The sequence below is a fragment of the Pseudomonas sp. UTLPPB19802 genome (assembly GCF_059730225.1).
The window spans coordinates 2,449,269-2,464,212 of record NZ_AP048545.1; the positions used below are offsets into that span (position 1 = coordinate 2,449,269).

19 protein-coding genes are annotated in these 14,944 nt (G+C 61.7%); 16 read left to right on the plus strand and 3 right to left on the minus strand.

The features are described from left to right. The 14 genes from AC6I6U_RS11065 (at window position 1) to recX (ending at window position 10,915) form a co-directional block, all read left to right on the plus strand. Window positions 1-1,050, plus strand: coding sequence for a phage baseplate assembly protein (locus AC6I6U_RS11065; RefSeq protein ID WP_497881983.1), 1,050 nt, complete (start codon window positions 1-3; stop codon window positions 1,048-1,050). A 47-nt stretch (window positions 1,051-1,097) separates the two neighbouring features. Then, window positions 1,098-1,607, plus strand: a complete 510-nt coding sequence (locus AC6I6U_RS11070; protein ID WP_497881984.1) for a phage baseplate assembly protein V — start codon at window positions 1,098-1,100, stop codon at window positions 1,605-1,607. Next, on the plus strand, window positions 1,607-2,005 hold the full coding sequence (locus AC6I6U_RS11075; protein ID WP_010451253.1) for a phage GP46 family protein: 399 nt from the start codon (window positions 1,607-1,609) through the stop codon (window positions 2,003-2,005). Before AC6I6U_RS11070 ends, AC6I6U_RS11075 begins: the two co-directional genes overlap by 1 nt. After that, the gene (locus AC6I6U_RS11080; protein ID WP_497881985.1) at window positions 1,995-3,035 is read left to right on the plus strand and encodes a baseplate J/gp47 family protein; all 1,041 of its coding nucleotides are present in this window, start codon (window positions 1,995-1,997) and stop codon (window positions 3,033-3,035) included. The genes AC6I6U_RS11075 and AC6I6U_RS11080 overlap by 11 nt, the downstream gene beginning before the upstream one ends. Next, the gene (locus AC6I6U_RS11085; RefSeq protein WP_497881986.1) at window positions 3,023-3,622 is read left to right on the plus strand and encodes a YmfQ family protein; all 600 of its coding nucleotides are present in this window, start codon (window positions 3,023-3,025) and stop codon (window positions 3,620-3,622) included. The genes AC6I6U_RS11080 and AC6I6U_RS11085 overlap by 13 nt, the downstream gene beginning before the upstream one ends. 13 nt (window positions 3,623-3,635) lie before the next feature. Continuing rightward, complete coding sequence (locus AC6I6U_RS11090; protein WP_497881987.1) at window positions 3,636-5,222, plus strand: phage tail protein; 1,587 nt, start codon at window positions 3,636-3,638, stop codon at window positions 5,220-5,222. Continuing rightward, window positions 5,219-5,587 (plus strand): tail fiber assembly protein, encoded by a 369-nt coding sequence (locus AC6I6U_RS11095; protein ID WP_497881988.1) that lies wholly within the window; start codon window positions 5,219-5,221, stop codon window positions 5,585-5,587. Before AC6I6U_RS11090 ends, AC6I6U_RS11095 begins: the two co-directional genes overlap by 4 nt. Before the next feature lie 136 nt (window positions 5,588-5,723). Then, window positions 5,724-6,902 (plus strand): phage tail protein, encoded by a 1,179-nt coding sequence (locus tag AC6I6U_RS11100; RefSeq protein WP_497881989.1) that lies wholly within the window; start codon window positions 5,724-5,726, stop codon window positions 6,900-6,902. A gap of 14 nt (window positions 6,903-6,916) precedes the next feature. After that, entirely contained in the window at window positions 6,917-7,342 is a 426-nt protein-coding gene (locus tag AC6I6U_RS11105) for a phage tail assembly chaperone (RefSeq protein WP_497881990.1), read from the plus strand. An 88-nt stretch (window positions 7,343-7,430) separates the two neighbouring features. Further along, window positions 7,431-7,994 carry a glycoside hydrolase family 19 protein gene (locus tag AC6I6U_RS11110; protein ID WP_497881991.1) on the plus strand — a complete coding sequence of 188 codons (564 nt, stop codon included), beginning with the start codon at window positions 7,431-7,433 and terminating at the stop codon, window positions 7,992-7,994. Next, entirely contained in the window at window positions 7,976-8,512 is a 537-nt protein-coding gene (locus tag AC6I6U_RS11115) for a lysis system spanin subunit (protein WP_497881992.1), read from the plus strand. Before AC6I6U_RS11110 ends, AC6I6U_RS11115 begins: the two co-directional genes overlap by 19 nt. Before the next feature lie 249 nt (window positions 8,513-8,761). Beyond that, complete coding sequence (locus tag AC6I6U_RS11120) at window positions 8,762-9,292, plus strand: CinA family protein (RefSeq protein WP_497881993.1); 531 nt, start codon at window positions 8,762-8,764, stop codon at window positions 9,290-9,292. 85 nt (window positions 9,293-9,377) lie between these two features. Then, the gene (gene recA, locus AC6I6U_RS11125) at window positions 9,378-10,439 is read left to right on the plus strand and encodes a recombinase RecA (RefSeq protein ID WP_497881994.1); all 1,062 of its coding nucleotides are present in this window, start codon (window positions 9,378-9,380) and stop codon (window positions 10,437-10,439) included. 8 nt (window positions 10,440-10,447) lie between these two features. After that, window positions 10,448-10,915, plus strand: a complete 468-nt coding sequence (recX, locus tag AC6I6U_RS11130) for a recombination regulator RecX (RefSeq protein ID WP_497881995.1) — start codon at window positions 10,448-10,450, stop codon at window positions 10,913-10,915. Here the strand turns inward: recX and AC6I6U_RS11135 are convergent, their stop codons facing one another. After that, window positions 10,916-12,034: an LOG family protein gene (locus tag AC6I6U_RS11135; protein ID WP_497881996.1), complete on the minus strand. Its 1,119-nt coding sequence runs from the start codon at window positions 12,032-12,034 to the stop codon at window positions 10,916-10,918. 290 nt (window positions 12,035-12,324) lie between these two features. Between AC6I6U_RS11135 and AC6I6U_RS11140 the strand changes: the two genes are divergently transcribed. Then, window positions 12,325-12,519 (plus strand): hypothetical protein, encoded by a 195-nt coding sequence (locus AC6I6U_RS11140; RefSeq protein ID WP_497881997.1) that lies wholly within the window; start codon window positions 12,325-12,327, stop codon window positions 12,517-12,519. Here AC6I6U_RS11140 and AC6I6U_RS11145 read toward each other — a convergent pair whose 3' ends face one another. Beyond that, complete coding sequence (locus AC6I6U_RS11145) at window positions 12,520-12,945, minus strand: PA3611 family quorum-sensing-regulated virulence factor (RefSeq protein WP_497881998.1); 426 nt, start codon at window positions 12,943-12,945, stop codon at window positions 12,520-12,522. 230 nt (window positions 12,946-13,175) lie between these two features. Here AC6I6U_RS11145 and AC6I6U_RS11150 point away from each other — a divergent pair, with 230 nt between their 5' ends. Further along, window positions 13,176-13,895: a tRNA-uridine aminocarboxypropyltransferase gene (locus AC6I6U_RS11150; protein WP_497881999.1), complete on the plus strand. Its 720-nt coding sequence runs from the start codon at window positions 13,176-13,178 to the stop codon at window positions 13,893-13,895. Here the strand turns inward: AC6I6U_RS11150 and AC6I6U_RS11155 are convergent. Next, window positions 13,870-14,772: a DMT family transporter gene (locus tag AC6I6U_RS11155; RefSeq protein ID WP_497882000.1), complete on the minus strand. Its 903-nt coding sequence runs from the start codon at window positions 14,770-14,772 to the stop codon at window positions 13,870-13,872. The two genes, AC6I6U_RS11150 and AC6I6U_RS11155, sit on opposite strands and share 26 nt — an antisense overlap. Window positions 14,773-14,944: the final 172 nt, after the last annotated feature.

Genomic DNA, 14,944 nt, shown 5'->3' on the forward strand with positions numbered 1-14,944 from the left:
ATGAACGATATCGACAACGCCGTCGTCCTGTTGGTCGACGGCCTGAGCTACGAAGGCTGGAAGGCCATCGAGATCAGTGCCGATCTCGAGCGCCAGTTCCGCACCTTCAAGCTGGGCATCACCTGGCAATGGCCGGGACAGACCCTGGCCGTGCCGATCAAGGCCGGCGCCCGCTGCCAGGTGCTGATCGGTTGCGACCTGGTGCTTACCGGGCACGTCTACAAGGCGCCCATCAGCTATGACGGCAAGCAGATCAGCCTGACCATCGAGGGCAGTTCGCTGACCCGCGACCTGGTCGACTGCGCGGCCATCAACCGGCCGAGCCAATGGCGCCAGCAGGGCCTGCTGACGATCGTCGAGGCGCTCGCCAAGCCCTACCAGGTCAACGTGCGTAGCGAGATTTCGGAAACCACCAAGCTGCAGACCCACAGCATCGTGCCGGGGGAGACGGTGTTCAAGTCCATCGACCGCCTGCTGACCCTGTATCGGGTGTTCTCCACCGATGATGCGAACGGCAACCTGGTGCTGGCCAAGCCCGGCAGCGCCGGGAGTGCCAGCGATGTGCTGGAACTGGGCAAGAACATTCTCTCGGCCAGCACCGCGAGGGACTACAGCGCGGTGTTCTCCGAATACCGAGTGATCGGCCAGCACAAGGGCAGCGACCAGAAGAGCGGCAGCGCGGTGAGCGAAGTCAGCGGCGTGTCCAGCGAGACCAGTCCGTTGCGCAAGCGTGTCACGGTGATCAGCGAAAGCGTGCAGCTCACCCCGGAACTGGCCCAGCAACGGGCCGACTGGGAGCGGGCGACCCGTGCCGGCAAGGCCCTGGCCACCACCTACACCGTGCAGGGCTGGCGACAGACCAACGGCGACCTGTGGCGGCACAACCTGCTGGTACGGGTGAAGGACCCGGTGCTGGACGTGGACCAGGACATGCTGATCTCCAAAATCACCTACTCGCTGTCCGAGCAGGGTTCGATCACCACCCTGGAAGTGGCACCGCCGGAGGTCTTCGAGGCGACGCCGACGAAGGCCAAGAGCAAGGCCAGGTAGCCCCTCTCCAGATTCTCCTGACACACCGCTCGCCCAAGGAAACCCTCATGAGCCTACTGACCCGCCTGCTGGCGCGCGGCACCGTCGTGCTCGCCAACTCGGCCAACAAACTGCAATCGCTGCAAATGCGCCTGACCGCCGGCGAAGTGAACGACGACATGGAGCACTTCGAACCCTACGGTTTCACCAGCAACCCGCTGGCCGGCGCCGAAGGCATCGCCACTTTTCTCGGTGGCGACCGTTCCCATGGCATCGTGCTGGTGGTCGCTGACCGCCGCTACCGCCTGCAGAACCTCGCCCCTGGCGAGATCGCCCTCTACACCGACGAAGGCGACCGGATCCACTTCAAGCGCGGCCGGATCATCGACATCGAGACCGGCACCCTGAACATCCGCGCCACTACCGCGATCAACCTCGACAGCCCGACCCTGACCCAGACCGGCAAGATTGTCTCCCAGGGCGACCAGGTCGCCGGCGGCATCAGCCAGATGACCCACGTGCACGGCGGCATTCAGCCAGGTGGTGGCCAGACCGGCGCACCGGCGGGAGGTGCCTGATGTTCGTTTCCAACAACCTCAAGGCGGCGCTGACCCGCTCGGTACTGATCAGCCTGTTCACCTGGCGGCGCGCCAACAGCGACGACCCGATCGACGACGATGAGCGCTACGGCTGGTGGGGCGACAGCTTCCCCATGGTCGCCAACGACCGCATCGGCTCGCGGCTGTGGCTGCTGCGGCGGGTCAAGCTGACCGCGCAGACCCAGCTCGACGCCGAGTTCTATGCCCGTGAAGCCTTGCAATGGCTGATCGACGACGGCCATTGCAGCGCCATCGAGATTCAAACCGAACGGCTCGACGCCCAGCGGCTGAACCTGCGCACGGTTCTGACCCTGGCCGGCGGCGAGCGCCTGGATATCAACCCGAACCACAGTTGGCAGGTGACTTATGCCGTTTGAAACCCCTTCGCTGCCGGTGCTGATCAACCGCACCCAAAGCGACCTGGCCAGCGATGCGCTGCGCCAGTCCGATGCCCAGGTCCTGGCCCGCACCCTCAGCGGTGCGGCCTTTGGCCTGTATGGATACCTCGACTGGATTGCCGAGCAGATCCTGCCCGACACCGCCGATGAATCCACCCTGGAGCGCATTGCCGCGCTTCGTCTGCACCAACCGCGCAAGGCCGCCCAGGCGGCCACCGGCAGCGTGAGTTTCACCGCTGCCGCCGGTGCGGTGCTGGACGTCGACACCCTGCTGCAGAGCAATGATGGCCGCAGCTACAAGGTGACCCAGGGAGGCACCACCAGCGCCGGTAGCAATACCGCGCAGATCCAGGCGCTGGATGCCGGCAGCCTGGGCAATGCCGATGCCGGCCTGACGCTGTTCCCGGTCCAGCCGGTGCAGGGCATCGGCAACACCTTCACGGTACTCGCCCCAGGGCTGAGCGGTGGGGTGGCGGCAGAGAGCCTGGAATCCCTGCGCTCGCGGGTGATTCGTTCCTATCGAATCATTCCCCATGGCGGGGCGGCCGCCGACTATGAAACCTGGGCGCTGGAGTGTCCGGGGATCACCCGTGCCTGGTGCCGTGGTAACTACCTCGGGCCGGGCACTGTCGGCCTGTTCGTCATGCGTGACGACGACCCGGTACCGATTCCCGATGCCACGCAACTGGCGGTGGTCCAGGCCTATATCGAGCCGCTACGTCCGGTGACCGCCGAGTTGCATGTGCTGGCGCCAGTGCGGGTGCCGGTGACCTACACCCTGCGCCTGGTGCCGGACACCTCGGCGACCCGCGCCGCCGTCGAAGCGCAACTGCGTGACCTGCACAAGCGCGAGGGCGGGCTCGGCGAGACCCTGTTGCTGACCCATATCGCCGAATCCATCAGCAGCGCCACGGGCGAGAACGACCATTTGCTGGTCAGCCCGTCCGCCGATGTGCCAGCAGCCACCAACCAGTTGCTGACCTTCGGAGGCTGCGTATGGCTGGAATAAGAACTGCCGCACAATACCAGGAGCAACTGCGCAGCCTGCTGCCGGCCGGTCCCGCCTGGGACCCGGAGCAGGTGCCGGAGATCCAGCAGGTGCTGCTGGGTATCGCCCAGGAACTGGCGCGGGTCGACGCCCGGGCGGTGGACCTGCTCAACGAAGTGGACCCGGTGACCGTCAGCGAACTGGTGCCGGACTGGGAACGGGTGATGAACCTGCCCGACCCGTGCCTGGGGCCCAAGCCCTTGTTCGACGACCGCCGTTTGGCGGTGCGTCGGCGCCTGCTGGCGGTGGGTGACCAGAGCATCGGCTACTTCCTGGATATCGCCCGCAGCCAGGGTTATCCCAACGCCACCATTACCGAACAGCAGACCCCGCGCATGGGCCGTGCCCGCTTTGGCCGGGCGCGCTTCGGTACCTGGACGGCGCAGTTCATGTGGACGCTCAACACCGGCGGTCGCCTGCTCATGGGCCGTCGTTTCGGCGCCAGCTACTGGGGCGAGCGCTTCGGCGCCAACCCGGGCAGCGCCCTGGAATGCCTGATTCACCGCTCAGCCCCGGCGCACACGCTGGTGCACATCAATTACGACTGAAGAGGACGGATACGTGGATTATCCAAAAAGCACGCCCAGCGTTGGGTTGGTCAATGGCAGGTTTGTCGATGAGAACCCGGTGAATGGTTCGCCTGGGTCGCTGATTCCGGCGGTGTGGGGGAATGCGGTGACCGAGGAATTGCTGAATGTGGTCCAGGCCGGTGGGCTGGAGCCTGCGGAGGCCGAGCACGACCAGTTGCTGAAGGCGATCCGGACCATCATCCAGAGCTCGCTACCGCCGGAGCAGATTCGTACGACGTTGGCGGCGTACGGGATTACCGATGCCTATACCAAGGCCGAGGTCGAGGCGCTGTTCAAGAACGCCACCGCGTTGCCGGTCGGGGCGATGATGGCGTTTCCGAAGGGCGTGGTGCCGAATGGGTTCCTTGAGGTCGATGGCAGTGTGCAGAGTGTTGCGACCTATCCGGATCTGGCGGCGTATCTGGGGACTACCTTTAACAAGGGGGATGAAGGAGCAGGAAACTTCAGGCTTCCAGAATCGCGCGGGGAGTTCCTGCGTGGTTGGGATCATGGGCGGGGGGTGGATGCTGGGCGAGGATTAGGGTCTTATCAGCTGGATGCAATGCAAGGGCATAGACACCCTCCACTCAGTTCAAGTATCGCATTTGCAACATATGGTGCAGGCGTCGGCGGCGCTTCGAGTGGAAGTGGAATTGTCGACCGTGCGACAACTGGCGACCCTGTGACTGATGATGTGAGTGGTACCCCGCGTACAGGATCAGAAACTCGACCGCGTAACCTAGCGGTGATGTGGTGCATCAAGGCCTGGAGCTCTCCGGTCAATCAGGGCAATATCGATGTTGCGGCACTGGCAGCTCAAGTTCAGAGTGCACAGAAGTTCGCGGTTGTTGGTTCGCACAAGGGGTTGGCGGCTGCAGCGTCGGGATTGAGTTCGCTGGTGAATGTTGCGGCAGATCAATTGATTGTGGGTAACGACGCGTCGTTCAAAAGTCTGGGCGCCGTAAGCCTGAGCATCAACTCTGCTATCGCGGGTGCAAATGGTTTGGATAGTGGCGTCCTAGCTGCATCCAACTGGTACAGTGTCTGGGTCATTTGGGGCAGCGCAAGTGGGGTAGCAGGGCTTCTTTCTCTTAGTGCCACTGCACCGACGTTGCCATCAGGCTACACTCACAAGGCCCGGGTCGGATGGATTCGTACGGACACGACGGCGAACAAATATCCGCTTAAGTTCAGTCAAGTAGGGCGCAGAGTCGGTTATATCGTAACTGCCGGAACCAACGTCGTCTCCTATCCCACCATTGCCTCAGGAGTCGCATCGCCAGCAGTGGCTGCTTCAATTTCGGGGGTTGTTCCGCCTGGTGTCTCACTGATCAAACTGACCGGTGGTACCACGTCAGGCCAAATCAACGTCTCGCCAAGTGCCGCTTTCAACTCTGCGGTCAACCAGTATCTGAGTACGTCATATCTCACCGCTGCTCCAATTGCAGGCGGTTACAACGCAAGTGGTCCTGTCACAACGATTCATGGCGAGCTTTTTATCGAGGGCACTGCCGTGATGTATGGATCTACGACAACAACTGGAATTCTTCAGTGCATGGGATGGGAGGACAATCTATGAGCGGATGGGCAGTCAGAAAGGACGGAACAGGTTTCAGGGCCGTAGATATACCTATTGCTGATCTGAACGATGACTCCAAGTTGTTTCCGGATCCAGAGTTTGAGAACTACTCGGAAGTCATGCCGGAGAGGCCGAAAGAGTCGCCAGAAGAAGTGCTGGGTCGAGCAAGGGATCAGCTGAGTCAGCTGCTATCTGTCGCCGGGCTGAGGATTGCTCCATTGCAGGACGCAGTGGATCTTGGTGATGCCACCCAGATCGAAGTAGCGCAACTCAAGGAGTGGAAGCGCTATCGCGTTGCACTCAATCGTCTGCCAGAGCAGCCAGGTTATCCAGAAACCATCGACTGGCCCTTGCTTCCGGCCTGATCTTACTGAGTGACTCCCTGATGAACGAATACAACCGGCCACGAGCCGGTACTTTTTTCTCGGACAGAAATGCCCGAGACAGCGCGCCTTTTATTAAGCAAAAGGTGCATATCAGTGATGGTTAGAGGAGATGTAAATGGATTATCCAAAAAGCGTACCCGGTGTCGGGCTTTCGAATGGCAAGTTTGTTGATGACAACCCGATTACCGGTGCTCCCGGTTCGCTGATTCCGGCGAGCTGGGGGAACCTGGTTACCGACGAGTTGCTGAGTATTGTCCAGGCCGGTGGGCTTGAACCCTCCGAGGCGGCTCACGATCAATTGCTGATCGCCATCCGGACGATCATTCAAAGTTCGCTGCCGCCTGAGAAGGTTCGCACGACGCTGGCTGAGTATGGCATTACCAACGCCTACACCAAGGATGAGGTCGAGGCGCTGGTAAGGAAGGCGTCGTCGCTCCCTGTTGGCTCTATGGTGCCGTTCCCGAAAGGCACGGTACCGGCAGGTTTTCTCGAGGCCGACCATAGCGTGCAAAGCATCGCGGTTTACCCGGATCTCTACGCGTATCTGGGAACGACGTTCAATGATGGTACGGAGCCTGCCGGGTACTTCCGTTTGCCTGAGTCGCGTGGGGAGTTCTTGCGCGGCTGGGATCATGGACGAGGGGTGGATGTTGGCCGAGTAATCGGCAGCTATCAAGCTGACGAGCTGAAAAGTCACACGCATGCTATCAAGACAAAAGCTCAGCTTATGCCTCAGTCGGGCTCAGCCAATAACTGCTGGGCTTATGAAGTTGATGGTGTAACAGGCGCAACGGGTGGTAACGAAACTCGGCCGCGAAACTTGTCTGTCATGTGGTGTATCAAGGCTTGGAGCACGCCGATCAACCAGGCAAACATCGACATTTCGGCACTGGCGCAACTGGTGGCTCCCGCCACTGAGGTTCGGCCAGGAACAGCGAAGATTGCAACTCAGGAACAGGTTGTCGCTGGCGTAGACAACGAGTCGTTCGTTACCTCGAAAAAACTCCGGTTTGGCTTCGCGATGAGTCTTGCTCCGAGTGGTTTCGTGGCTTTTCCATCCTGGTTGGGTGGCCTGGTTATTCAGTGGGGCACGACCAACGCCACGAGCGTGACGTTTCCCTTGCAGTTTCCGGCGAACCTTCACTATCTGTCACTGGTCGCTGCCAACTACGACAGCACTGCGGCAGTTGCGGGCCAATATCAATCATATCGATCCTCTTCTACGACCGGGTTTACAGCAGCAGCAGTGCTGGCTGCCCCTGGCTCGATGAAATGGCTCGCTATCGGAAACTGAATCAAGGAGTAACTATGATCTACGCGAAATGGATTGAGGCTGACGCTCGATTTGCTTTCTCGCTCGTTGACAACGGTGGACAGCAGATCACGGAGGGCATGCGAGATGCCCTGCTTTCCGATGAGTCTGCCGGCAAGGTGATCGTGCCTGATGCAAATGGACTGCCTATTGCCACGGCCCCAAGCCTGACGGCAGAGCAATCTGCTGCCCTGGAGCGGGCATGGCGGGATGGTGCTCTGTCGGCAGTCATGGGGATTCGCGATCGACACCGTGATCAAAAGGAAATCAACGCGCCTACCACGCTCTCGGATGAACAGTTCAATGAGTTGCTGGTGTATATGCAGGCGCTGCGCGATTGGCCTCAGTCAGTCGGTTTTCCGGCGTCCGGTGACCGTCCTGTTGCGCCTGAATGGCTCGCCTCATTGAACTGGCAGTCCTAGCTGCAGGCAGCGACTGCGCTTACCGTTTGGGCAAAACCCAGACCTCATCCACCGCCATCGAGCGGTTTTTTTGGGCCCGGAGAAAGCCATGCCCGTTACCGAGCAGCAACTGCTGCAAATCCTGCCCAACGCTGGCCCCAAAGCCGGCGTTTTCGTACCCGCTCTCAACACCGCCATGTCCCGGCACGACATCACTACCCCCAAGCGCATTGCCGCCTTCCTGGCCCAGGTGGGCCATGAGTCCGCGCAACTGCGCTACGTGCGTGAGCTGGGCAGTGACCAGTACCTGAGCAAGTACGATACGGGCGCCCTGGCGATTCGCCTGGGCAACACCCCGGACGCCGATGGCGATGGCCAGCGCTATCGCGGTCGCGGGCTGATCCAGGTCACCGGTCGCAGCAACTACCGTCAATGCAGCCTCGCGCTGTTCGGCGACGAGCGTCTGCTGCAACAACCGGAGCTGCTTGAGCAACCACTGTGGGCCGCCGAGTCGGCGGCCTGGTTCTGGGAGCAGCAAGGGTTGAACGGGTTGGCCGATGCCGACCAGTTCAACAGCATCACCCGCAGGATCAACGGCGGCCTCAACGGCCTCGATGATCGCCTGCAACTCTGGGCGCGGGCGAGGGCGGTGCTATGCGCCTCCTCGACCTGATTCCGGCGCCTTACCGTCTGTTCGTTGTCGTCGTCCTGCTGGCCCTGGTGGCCGGTGGTTCGGCGGCACTGGCCTGGCGGATTCAAGGCCTGCGTTACGGCTTGCAACTGGAGCATCAGGCCCGGTTGCAGGCCGATGCGCTCCAACAGATTTCCCTGGCTGCGGCGACGCAACAGCGTGCCGAGCAGGACAAGCGCCTGGCCCTGGAGCAGCAGCTCCAGGCCAGCGACCAAACCCATTCCAAGGAGCTGAACGATGTGCAACAGGATCAGGCTCGCCTGCGTGATCGCCTGGCTACTGCCGATCTACGGCTGTCAGTCCTCCTCGACAGCAGTGACCCCGCCAGCGGCTGTACGCTGCCTGCCACCGCCGCCACCGGCAGCGTGGTTCATGCAGCCCCACGCGCCCGACTTGACCCCGCGCATGCTCAACGAATTATCGCCATCACCGACGACGGCGACCGCGCCCTGATTGCCCTGCAGGCCTGCCAGGCATATGCCGACAAGGTCTCGCGCTGACATTCGGATGCAAAGCGTGGCTTGAAAGCCGGATGTGCTCGTGTAGGGTGTTCATTGCGCGGCGGCTTCTGTGGGCGATTGCAGGGTTGTGGGCAAGGTTTGCGGGCCCTTTCGCGGGCAAGCCCGGCTCCTACAAGAGCTGGGTTGTACGCAGAATTGGGGGCGACGCGAATCCTGTAGGAGCCGGGCTTGTCGGGACGCCGCATCGCCGCGAAAGGGCCCGATGGGGCTCTCTCAAATCAGGAGAGCATGCGGTTTATTTTCAGACAGGAGAGCAACGTGGACGACATCACCCGGCTTGCCGCCGACCTCGGCAAGCGCCTGCAGACCCTCAACGCCCAGGTCACCACCGCCGAGTCCTGCACCGGCGGCGGCATCGCCGAGGCGATCACGCGGATTCCCGGCAGTTCGGCCTGGTTCGAGGCCGGCTATGTGACCTACTCCAACCAGCAGAAGACCCGCCAGTTGCAGGTGCCCGAGGTACTGTTCGGCCAGGTCGGCGCGGTCAGTCGCGAGGTGGTCGAGGCCATGGTCCGGGGTGCCCAGGCCCACAGCCGGGCGCGCTTCGCCGTGGCGGTCAGTGGCGTGGCCGGGCCGGACGGCGGTTCCGTCGAGAAACCGGTGGGTACCGTCTGGCTGGCCTGGGGCGTCGGTGGCCAGGTGAGCGCCGAGCGCCGCCAGTTCGACGGCGACCGCGATGCGGTCCGCCAGCAGACCGTTCAGGCTGCCCTGGAAGGGCTGTTGCGACGGGCGGAAGCAGAAATCGCAAATCAGGGGTAGGCGAGTCGCCAAGGCTGTGGAATAATACTGTCTACTTATACAGGTGTTGGCCGTCACAGGCCTTATTGATTACGTGAGGACTTTAATGGACGACAACAAGAAGAAAGCCTTGGCTGCGGCCTTGGGTCAGATCGAACGTCAATTCGGCAAGGGTGCCGTGATGCGTATGGGCGATCATGAGCGCCAGGCTATTCCTGCTATCTCCACTGGTTCCCTGGGCCTGGACATCGCGCTGGGCATCGGCGGCCTGCCGAAAGGCCGGATCATCGAGATCTACGGCCCGGAATCCTCGGGTAAGACCACCCTGACGCTTTCCGTTATCGCCCAGGCCCAGAAAGCCGGCGCCACTTGCGCCTTCGTCGACGCCGAACACGCCCTGGACCCGGAATACGCCGGCAAGCTGGGTGTTAACGTCGACGACCTGCTGGTTTCCCAGCCGGATACCGGCGAACAGGCCCTGGAAATCACCGACATGCTGGTGCGTTCCAACGCGGTCGACGTGATCATCGTCGACTCCGTAGCCGCGCTGGTACCGAAGGCCGAGATCGAAGGCGAGATGGGCGACATGCACGTCGGCCTGCAGGCTCGCCTGATGTCCCAGGCGCTGCGCAAGATCACCGGTAACATCAAGAACGCCAACTGCCTGGTCATCTTCATCAACCAGATCCGCATGAAGATCGGCGTGATGTTCGGCAGCCCGGAAACCACCACCGGTGGTAACGCGCTGAAGTTCTACGCTTCGGTTCGCCTTGACATCCGCCGTACCGGCGCGGTGAAGGAAGGCGACGAAGTGGTGGGCAGCGAAACCCGCGTCAAGGTCGTCAAGAACAAGGTGGCTTCGCCGTTCCGCCAGGCTGAATTCCAGATCCTGTACGGCAAGGGCATCTACCTCAATGGCGAGATGATCGACCTGGGCGTACTGCATGGTTTCGTTGAGAAATCCGGTGCCTGGTACAGCTACAACGGCAGCAAGATCGGTCAGGGCAAGGCCAACTCTGCCAAGTTCCTGGCGGAGAACCCGGACATCGCTGCGGCGCTGGAAAAGCAACTGCGTGACAAGCTGCTGAACACCAATGCTCCAGCAGACTTCAAAGGCAGCGCCACTGCCGACGAAACCGAAGACGATCTGGCTGACGCCGATATCTGAGTGAGCTGATGAGCGCCGTACTGGATACGCCGGTCGCCGTACGGCGTGCTGCAATGGACCTGCTCGCGCGACGCGAGCATGGTCGAGTCGAGCTGACGCGCAAGTTGCGTCAGCGCGGCGCCCCGCCTGAACTGATCGACAGCGAACTCGACCGCCTGACGGAAGAGGGGCTGCTGTCCGAATCCCGTTACCTCGAAAGCTTTGTCTCCTACCGTGCCCGCTCCGGCTATGGCCCTATGCGTATTCGCGAAGAGTTGAGCCAGCGTGGCCTGCAACGCGCCGATATCGAATTGGCCTTGCGTGAAAGCGGCTTCGACTGGCAGGCACAACTGGAAGACACCTGGCGGCGCAAGTTTGCCGGGCGTCTGCCGGCTGACGCCCGCGAGCGTGCCCAGCAGGGACGCTTTCTCAGTTATCGGGGTTATTCCATGGACATGATCGGCCGCCTGTTGAGCGGCCGAGGCCTGGACGACTGATCAGGTCGCCTTGATCGGTTCGCGCACGCGCTGTTGCGCCGTTACCACGGGCTTTTTCCAGTTTTCCGGCTGGTTGATGAAGTCCACCAGTTCCCGTAATCGTCCCTGATCCCTTGCCGTGAAGTGAAACGCCAGTCGCGACAGGTGACTGAATTGCGGCTCATCGTGCTCCTGGCCCGCGTAGCCATGCTGATGGAAACCACCACTGACACACAGGTCGGCGAACTGCTCGTCAAGTTGCGCCAGCGCCTGTTCATTGAGCGGATGACTCATGCGAATCACGAACTGGTTCTTCAACCAGCGGCTGGAGTGGAAGTTGCTGTAGAACTGGTTGATTTCCGCCACGGCCTCGTCGGCGCTGTACACCAGGCGCATGAGCTTCAGGTCGTTGGGCAGGATGTAGCGGTTGGCTTCCAGTTGGTTGCGCAAAAAGTCGATGGCGCTCTGCCAGAAGGTGCCGCCAGGCACATCCAGCAAGACGACGGGTACCAGCGGGCTCTTGCCGGTCTGGATCAGGGTCAGGACTTCCAGGGCTTCGTCGAGGGTGCCGAAACCGCCTGGGCACAGCACCAGCGCGTTGGCTTCCTTGACGAAGAACAGCTTGCGGGTGAAGAAGAAATGGAAGGACAGCAGGTTGACGGTGCCGTCGACCGTCGGGTTCGCATGCTGCTCGAAGGGCAGGGTGATGTTGAAACCGAGGCTGTGTTCCAGCCCGGCTCCCGCATGGGCGGCGGCCATGATGCCACCGCCGGCGCCGGTGATGACCATAAGCTCGGACTTGGCCAGTGCGGCTCCCAGCTCGCGGGCCTGGGCATACAGCGGATGTTCGACCGGCGTTCGGGCGGAACCGAATACGGTGACCTTGCGCCGGCCCTTGAACTGATCAAGTACGCGAAAGGCATTCTCCAGTTCGCGCAAGGCCTGCAGGACGATCTTGGCATTCCAGCGGTTGCGGTCGTCCTGGGCCATGCGCAGGACGGTCAGCATCATGTCGCGGTAGAGCGGAAGGTTGGGGCTGTCGGGGGCAATCTGCTTGAGTTGTTCTTCGACCTTGTTCGTGAGGTCGACACCGTTGTTCTGGAAATGACGGAACAGCAAGTCATTGGGTTCGTAAGGCATGCAAGGTCTCCTTCTACACAGAAACTCTGGCGCGGTCGAAATCGTCGCCGCCGCCGCGACACTGCATGTGTCGCTGTACGCCCAGTCTGATGCGTTTGCATGACAACTGGCCATTGGATCATGGCCCCATGAAGCCAGGTCGGCAACCGCTTGTTGCCTTGGGCTTCACGAATGGTGCCGCTCGTCAGAAGCCCTGTCCCGGGGTTCCGGCTCTGATTTACTGGATAGGGCGTTGACGGCAAACGTCGCAAGGGCTTGGCCGGTTCAGCTGTACGGCACGGAGGCGGGGAATGAAGAGGGTGACACTGGAAGTCGATGTCGAGTTGTATCAGCTGTTGCGGATGGCCGCCGAGGCCAATCAGCTCAGTTTCGAGGACGAATGCCTGCGGCGGTTGGAGGGCGTGGACCGCCGTTCACGTTACCTGCAGGCATTGGTGGCGGAACTGCGCGCCGATGATGAACAGCGGCGCCAGGCCCGGCAGTGATCACTTTTTCTTCGGCGGTACTTCTTTCGGGCAGTCGCTTTCCACGAAGCGCGCGGAGGCGACAGGGCGGTTGCTCTTGTTCTCTGTGAACTCGTAGCGCATCACCGCGCCGCGAGCCATCAGCTTGCGATAGTTGGGGTTGCGGCAGACGCTGGCACCCAGTTGCAGATAAACCGCCTTCGGGTTCTCGCGCATGCTTTCGGCATAGTCGGACTGCACGCTGAGGTGGTCGATCAACTGGTTGTCTTCAACCGTGTAGGCGACTTCCAGAATGTGCTCGTTGAGTTCGCGAGGCAGGCTTTCGTTGCTCTTCTGCGCGACGTCCTTCAGCATTTTGTTCAGTTCGAAATCCTTCAGCGATGCCGCCTGGGCGCTGAAAGGCAACGCCAGCAACAGGGCGATGGACGGGACGGTAAGACGCAGCATGCAACTCTCCTGGTTCGGTAACTGGTGCTTCGACCCGTTGCCGGGCTGTGCGTTCAGTGGTCGCGAAGTATAGAGGCCCCTTGTAAGACCTACTAGCTTGCCGTTGAAGGAAAACGCCGATAATCAGTGGCTCAATCCCGTTGGCCGCCTCTGTTAGACTGCGCGGACTTTTTACCGCTTTGAGTCGTGCCTTTCGTGTTCAAGCCTTCTTCCTGCCGGCGTAGCTGCCCATGAGCCACGCTGTTTCCCGTCTTCGCGCCGAACGCCTGGCCCGTGCGAAAGCGCCATTCACCGCCCGCGGCTCACGAGCCGAGCGTTGTGAAGGGTGCCGGGTGATTCCGCAGTACTGCCTGTGCGACTGGCTCCCGCGGGTATCGGCGCGGTCGGCGATCTGCCTGCTGATGCACGATGTGGAACCGATGAAACCGAGCAACACCGGCTGGCTGATTGCCGACGTGCTTGGCGATACCACGGCCTTCAGTTGGTCGCGTACCGAAGTCGATCCGCAACTGCTGGCGCTGCTCGACGATCCGCAATGGCAGCCGTTCATCGTGTTTCCAGGCGAGTTCGTTGCGCCGGAGCGGGTGGTGACCGAGGTGCGGCCGGTGGAAGGCAAGCGTCCATTGTTCATCCTGCTGGACGCGACCTGGACCGAAGCCCGCAAGATGTTCCGCAAGAGCCCGTACCTGGAGCGTTTCCCGGTGCTGAGCCTGGAGTCGGAGCAGTTGTCACGCTACAAGCTGCGCCGCTCCAAGCGCGATGACCACTTCTGTACGGCGGAGGTCGGTGCCCTGTGCCTGGAGCTCGCTGGTGATACCCGTGCTGGCGAAGCGGTCAGTGCCTTGCTGGAGGTCTTCACCACTCATTACCTGGGCGCCAAGTTCCAGTTGCCGCTGGATTTCGACGACCAGGCCCATCGGCAACTCAGGCCTTTTCTGCCGGCACCGTAACCTCTGCCCGTGGCCATAGCTGGGCGACCAGCATGCCCGCCAGCATCAGCGCGCAGCCAATATAGCCGCGCAGATGCAGCGACTCGTCGAGCAGCCAGGCGCCCGCGATAGCGGCAAATACCGCTTCCAGGGAAAAGATGATGGCGGCGTGGGAGGCAATCGCGTCCTTCTGGGCGATCACCTGCAAGGTGTAGCCGATAGCCACCGCGACGATACCGCCGTAGAGAATCGCCGGAGCGGCGGCGACGATGGCCGGCCACTGGATCGGTTCGAGGCACAGGGCAAGCACCAGGCTGACCACGGCACAGGTGGCGAACTGCAGGAACGCCAGGCGAATCACGTCGTGGCGTTTGGCGAACACGCCGACGAGGATCACATGCCCGCCCCAGACGAAGGCGCCGATCAGTTGCAGCCAGTCCCCCGGTGAGACCTGGAACTGCTCGCCAACGCTCAGCAAAAACATGCCGACCACCGCAAGCACCGCCCCCAGCCAGGTGCCGATTCCGGTCTTGTGGCCAATGAACAGTCCCAGCAGGGGCACTACAATGACATAGAGGCCGGTGATGAAACCGGCGTTGGTTACCGTGGTGAACAGCAGGCCGACCTGTTGCAGGTTGATGCCCAGTGCCAGGGCCAGCCCCATCAGCATCCCGCCGAGCAACAGGCCGCGGGTCAGAAACGGCTCTGGCCGCACCTGCCGGGGATTGCGGCGCAACACCAGTGGCAACAGGCAGAGCGAGCCGAGGGCGAAACGCAGGCCGGAAAAGAGGAAGGGGCCGATATGCTCCATCCCCGAGGTTTGTGCGACGAAGCCGGAACCCCAGATCATGGCGGTCAGCAGCATCAGGATATCGGCACGCAGGGCTTGGCTTCGCATAATGGCACTCTTGTCAGGTAGCCGGTGACTTTGCCGGATAGCATCGAACTTGACCACCCCGGCTGTGCTGGGCATGCTTGGCGCCGATTCGGGTGCGGCAGAATGTGCAAACGCCGGTTCCAGGCGTTAAGCGTGCCCTTTGACGCATGGCCTTTATCAGGCCGTCGCTTCG

What these genes read in the sequence shown, in the direction of transcription:
- AC6I6U_RS11065 (WP_497881983.1), top strand. Translation starts at nt 1, where the DNA reads ATGAACGATATCGACAACGCCGTCGTCCTGTTGGTCGACGGCCTGAGC.
- AC6I6U_RS11070 (WP_497881984.1), top strand. Translation starts at nt 1,098, where the DNA reads ATGAGCCTACTGACCCGCCTGCTGGCGCGCGGCACCGTCGTGCTCGCC.
- AC6I6U_RS11075 (WP_010451253.1), top strand. Translation starts at nt 1,607, where the DNA reads ATGTTCGTTTCCAACAACCTCAAGGCGGCGCTGACCCGCTCGGTACTG.
- AC6I6U_RS11080 (WP_497881985.1), top strand. Translation starts at nt 1,995, where the DNA reads ATGCCGTTTGAAACCCCTTCGCTGCCGGTGCTGATCAACCGCACCCAA.
- AC6I6U_RS11085 (WP_497881986.1), top strand. Translation starts at nt 3,023, where the DNA reads ATGGCTGGAATAAGAACTGCCGCACAATACCAGGAGCAACTGCGCAGC.
- AC6I6U_RS11095 (WP_497881988.1), top strand. Translation starts at nt 5,219, where the DNA reads ATGAGCGGATGGGCAGTCAGAAAGGACGGAACAGGTTTCAGGGCCGTA.
- AC6I6U_RS11100 (WP_497881989.1), top strand. Translation starts at nt 5,724, where the DNA reads ATGGATTATCCAAAAAGCGTACCCGGTGTCGGGCTTTCGAATGGCAAG.
- AC6I6U_RS11105 (WP_497881990.1), top strand. Translation starts at nt 6,917, where the DNA reads ATGATCTACGCGAAATGGATTGAGGCTGACGCTCGATTTGCTTTCTCG.
- AC6I6U_RS11110 (WP_497881991.1), top strand. Translation starts at nt 7,431, where the DNA reads ATGCCCGTTACCGAGCAGCAACTGCTGCAAATCCTGCCCAACGCTGGC.
- AC6I6U_RS11115 (WP_497881992.1), top strand. Translation starts at nt 7,976, where the DNA reads ATGCGCCTCCTCGACCTGATTCCGGCGCCTTACCGTCTGTTCGTTGTC.
- AC6I6U_RS11120 (WP_497881993.1), top strand. Translation starts at nt 8,762, where the DNA reads ATGCGGTTTATTTTCAGACAGGAGAGCAACGTGGACGACATCACCCGG.
- recA (WP_497881994.1), top strand. Translation starts at nt 9,378, where the DNA reads ATGGACGACAACAAGAAGAAAGCCTTGGCTGCGGCCTTGGGTCAGATC.
- recX (WP_497881995.1), top strand. Translation starts at nt 10,448, where the DNA reads ATGAGCGCCGTACTGGATACGCCGGTCGCCGTACGGCGTGCTGCAATG.
- AC6I6U_RS11135 (WP_497881996.1), bottom strand. Translation starts at nt 12,034, where the DNA reads ATGCCTTACGAACCCAATGACTTGCTGTTCCGTCATTTCCAGAACAAC.
- AC6I6U_RS11140 (WP_497881997.1), top strand. Translation starts at nt 12,325, where the DNA reads ATGAAGAGGGTGACACTGGAAGTCGATGTCGAGTTGTATCAGCTGTTG.
- AC6I6U_RS11145 (WP_497881998.1), bottom strand. Translation starts at nt 12,945, where the DNA reads ATGCTGCGTCTTACCGTCCCGTCCATCGCCCTGTTGCTGGCGTTGCCT.
- AC6I6U_RS11150 (WP_497881999.1), top strand. Translation starts at nt 13,176, where the DNA reads ATGAGCCACGCTGTTTCCCGTCTTCGCGCCGAACGCCTGGCCCGTGCG.
- AC6I6U_RS11155 (WP_497882000.1), bottom strand. Translation starts at nt 14,772, where the DNA reads ATGCGAAGCCAAGCCCTGCGTGCCGATATCCTGATGCTGCTGACCGCC.